The sequence below is a fragment of the Corynebacterium gottingense genome (genome assembly GCF_003693265.1).
Taxonomy (GTDB): domain Bacteria; phylum Actinomycetota; class Actinomycetes; order Mycobacteriales; family Mycobacteriaceae; genus Corynebacterium; species Corynebacterium gottingense.
In genome coordinates, this window is the sequence record NZ_RDRE01000060.1 from 1 (window position 1) to 3,776 (window position 3,776).

The 3,776-nt window shown below is 60.5% G+C and carries 2 protein-coding genes; one reads left to right on the forward strand and one right to left on the reverse strand.

Annotated features, from left to right (window positions below; translation table 11 throughout):
* Window positions 1-464: 464 nt before the first annotated feature.
* Window positions 465-2,882 carry a DEAD/DEAH box helicase gene (locus EAW56_RS11275; RefSeq protein WP_122086628.1) on the reverse strand — a complete coding sequence of 806 codons (2,418 nt, stop codon included), beginning with the start codon at window positions 2,880-2,882 and terminating at the stop codon, window positions 465-467.
* 297 nt (window positions 2,883-3,179) lie between these two features.
* On the opposite strand from EAW56_RS11275, the gene EAW56_RS11280 reads away from it, so the two are divergent.
* Window positions 3,180-3,587, forward strand: a complete 408-nt coding sequence (locus EAW56_RS11280; RefSeq protein WP_122086630.1) for a DUF6941 family protein — start codon at window positions 3,180-3,182, stop codon at window positions 3,585-3,587.
* Window positions 3,588-3,776 lie beyond the last annotated feature (189 nt).

Genomic DNA, 3,776 nt, shown 5'->3' on the forward strand with positions numbered 1-3,776 from the left:
TCCATCAGCTTCTCGCTGATCTCGTTGACCCTCGCCGGGTCATGGTTGTTCTTCGGTGACACCGTAGTCATTATCGGTGAAACTCCTTCTAGATGAGAGCCTCACACACAAACTTTCTGACACCCTCTGTCTAGGGACTCCTTGTCCAAAAAGTCCCTAGACATGACATCGCTAGCTCGTAGCTCAGCACGTCGAATCGGCTGAGCGGACAGCTAGTAGGGCCCACGGCACGTTTAAGGCGCACTGTCTCGGCTGTTACTCGATACCCGCCCGAGCGTTACCAGAAACCCACCACGCCGTTACTAACTACGTGGCCCAAACACTTCGAAGTGTAGCCCATTGGCGCTCGTTGAAAAGTCGCCCAGTGTGGCTGCAGAGTGATGGTGGCACCGGCGAATGCAGCGTTGTTACGTGGCTTCATGGAGACGGTCCGGGATGGTTGGATGATGCATAGCACGTGTCACTTATGGGATCGGGCAGGCGTCGATAAGCGAAAGCCCTGGGGTGAAGCCTTGCTGGCGCACGACGCGGCTGCGCTTGCGGAATGCGGCGGTGAGCGCGGGCACGCGGTGGTCGTGGAAGTCGAAGATGGTGGCGGAGGTTGAGGCGTCGCGGGTGACGCGGCCGATCTGTTGGATGATGTTGCCTTTGAACGCGACTGGGGCGGCCAAGACGAGGGCGTCCAGAGCCGGGAGGTCTATGCCCTCGCCGGCGATCTGCGTCATGGCGATGAGCACGAAACGGGGCGCGGTGGTGAGCGACCTGCGGGTTGCTGTGCGGTCTTTCGTCTGCTGCGCGCCGTGAAGGGTGAAGACGGGGATGGGGAGGTCCGGGTGGTTGCGGGCGAGGAGCGTTTCGAGCGTGGTGATGTGCTCGCGGCGCTTCACCAGGACGAGGACGTTCTTACCCCTGGTGGCGGCGCGGGCGATGGTTTCGGCGATGAGAGCGTTGCGGGCGGGATTGGCGGCAAGTGCGTTGTCAAGGTCGGGCCAGTAGAGGTGAGGCTCGTCGAAGGTGAACTCGGTGGTCTGCACCACGTAGTGCTTTGGGCCGGGGCGGTCGAGCTCCATGCTGTGGCGGATCGGGCCGCAGATGAGTGGCAGGAGCGCGTCGAGACCGTCGGAGCGGAACGGAGTCGCGGTAAGCCCGGTGACGAATCGGACGTTGAGATCCGCGAGTACGCGGGTAAGCCCGGCGGCGCCGACGCGGTGGCACTCGTCGATGATGACGTAGCCGTAGTCGGCGAGGAAATCCGTGCGGGAGTCGGCGCGGCTGATCGACTGGGCGGTGATGATGTCGATGTCGCCGCTGAGCTTTTTCGCCTTGCCGCCGTATTGGCCGATGGTGGGGCTGTCTTCGGTGCCTTTGAGGAAAGTAGTGAGCGCGTCACGCCACTGGGCGGCGAGCTCCACGTTGGGCACGATGATGGCCGTGGGGACTTGGCGGTGCGCGATCAGTGCGCAGGCCATGACGGTTTTCCCGGCGCCGGGCGGGGCGACGAGGATGCCCGTGCGGTGCTTGCGCATTGCAGCGACGGCTGTGCGCTGTTCGGGATAGAGTTCGCCGGTGAACTCGGTGGGCACGGTGCGCGGCTTTGAGGTTTTGCTGCGACGGGTCACGGTATAGCCGGCGGCTTTGAGGATGCGGATGGCGTCGTCGAGAGCGCCGCGGTCGAGGGTGAGGGTGCCGTCGTGTTCGTCGAAGCGGATGATCAGACGGGGAGTTTGATAGGTGGACAGCCGTTGGGCCTGGCGGATGTAGAACTGCGGGTTGGGGATCGCGCCGAGGTGGCGAAGGGCGGTGGCGGTGGTGGCGTCGACGCCCTCGAGGTTGATGTGGACGCGGGAATCGTGAGTGACTCGGACCTTGCCGGAGCGATTGAGTGCTTTGAGTTCTGCCTTGGTAGGCGGTTGGGGCAGCTGGGTCTCCGGGTCCGGTTGGAGGGCCGCGGCGATCTTTTTGAGCTGTTTTATGGAGGCTTTGGTGGTGTTAGTGAGGGTGGCGAACTGGTCGTCGGCGGACTCGAAGTCGTCGTTGACGAAGACGGTTCGCTGCTCGGCGCGGTGCTGACCGGCCAGTGGGAGTGCGATCAGGTTCCCGAAGCCGCGGCGTTTGCCCGGCAGCGTGTCCTGGGAAGGGAAGAAGCGGTCGAAGCTGGCGAAGTACTGCTTCGGGCTGGCCTTGGCCAGCAGGCCGATGCCTACCGTACGAGCGAGAGAAGCGGGGACGGGTTCGCTAAAGAAGAGCCAGACGTGCGCGCCGGTGCCGGAGCGGGAGAGCTCGATGAGCGGGTCAAGGCCGAACTTGCGGCACGTGGCGGCATAGGCGCGGGCGGCGGTACGGAAGTCCGCGTCATCGAAATCGCACGCCAGGAGGAAACAGGTATCGCCCTTGCACAGTGGGTACAGGCCAACGTGGAGGTCGTTATCGCGGCGGAGGTGCTGCTCAAGGACCTTCGGGGTGAGCGGCTTAAGGTTCGGGTTGTTCCGGTCATAGCGTCCGTAGGACGCAGGTGACCAGCCCTTCTTGTCGCCGTTGCGCCAAGCGGTGGCGTACACGTCTTCACGGCCGTGGAAGTAGTCCGCGAACAAGCGGAGTTTAGAGTCTGGGGAGGAGACGTTGGTGACTTTTACAGCTCCGAATGGTGCAGTTTCGGTTTGTACTGCGGTGTCGGTTTCTTGCGCAGTTTCGGCAGCGAGTGGGGGCCGTGGGGCGGGAGATTCGGTGTTGGCGTTGCTGGCGCTGTTGGATTTAACGGCGCAGTTGTTTGCTTCGGGATCCTGTTCCGCGAGGAAGGCCTCGAAGTCCTCGGTACCGAGCAGTTTGGACAGCGCGCGCTCGAGAAGCTGCACTCGGGTCTCGAGGTCGTGCGCATCTGGCATGGGAGCTCCACGGGGGAGAGAGCGTGGGATTTTACGAGGCTAGTGTAGTTGGGGAGGGGCGGGTTTAGGGGCTATACGGAAGGCTGGGTCCCATTCTTGGTCCTTGAGCGCTGAACCGCGTCCGCGGAGTAGGGGGAACCTCAGGGGAGGTTTGGGATGTGCCGGGAAGGGCAAACTGAAGAAGAGGAATGCTCGCCCGGCCAAAGGGAGGGGGAAAGGCTCTATGTGGACAGGTAAGTTTACTTGTAAGTAGCCTGAAGGTGTTCCAAGAAAGAAGCTGTATGGAATACTGTGCTTATGGCTTCTGAACTTGACTATGCTTTTCTTGCTGAATACGCGAAGACCGAGCATGGAACGATTACTGCTATTGGTGCGAGTTTTACGGAAGTAAAAGCGTCTACCTTTCCTAGCGTCGTGGACATAGCAATCGCAGGCCGGATCCGCCGTCCAGAGGGGGATGATGCCCCTGATATCTCTATTTCGATTTCCAGCCCGAGTAATAGAGATGAACCGCAAATTGAATTCGATTTCAAGTTGGAAAATGAAGATGACGCCGTTCGCTATGACGGCAAGGTAGCATCTGTGTTTGTGTTCCGTGGTCCTGTATATATTGATACTCTGGGGCTTTATGAGTGTTCTGTCAGAATAGACGGAAAGCATGCTCGTCGCCTAGCATTTGAGGTTGTCTCTAGCGATGCCGATTGAGCTAATAATCTGGCCCCACGCACGCAAGCGTATGCGGGAGCGCAACATTTCTGAAAGCGATATGAAGCGTCCTGGGTTTGGTTCCGCTTCTTTTACGGCCCTGTGTTGATGGGCTCGGTGAGATAATACTCGGTTTCTACTTCTTGTGGGGTGGCGTAGTCCAACGCCTCGTGAAGACGTTTGGTGTTC

Bases quoted from the DNA above. Each gene is read 5' to 3' on its own strand.
- EAW56_RS11275 (WP_122086628.1), bottom strand. From the start codon at position 2,882: ATGCCAGATGCGCACGACCTCGAGACCCGAGTGCAGCTTCTCGAGCGC.
- EAW56_RS11280 (WP_122086630.1), top strand. From the start codon at position 3,180: ATGGCTTCTGAACTTGACTATGCTTTTCTTGCTGAATACGCGAAGACC.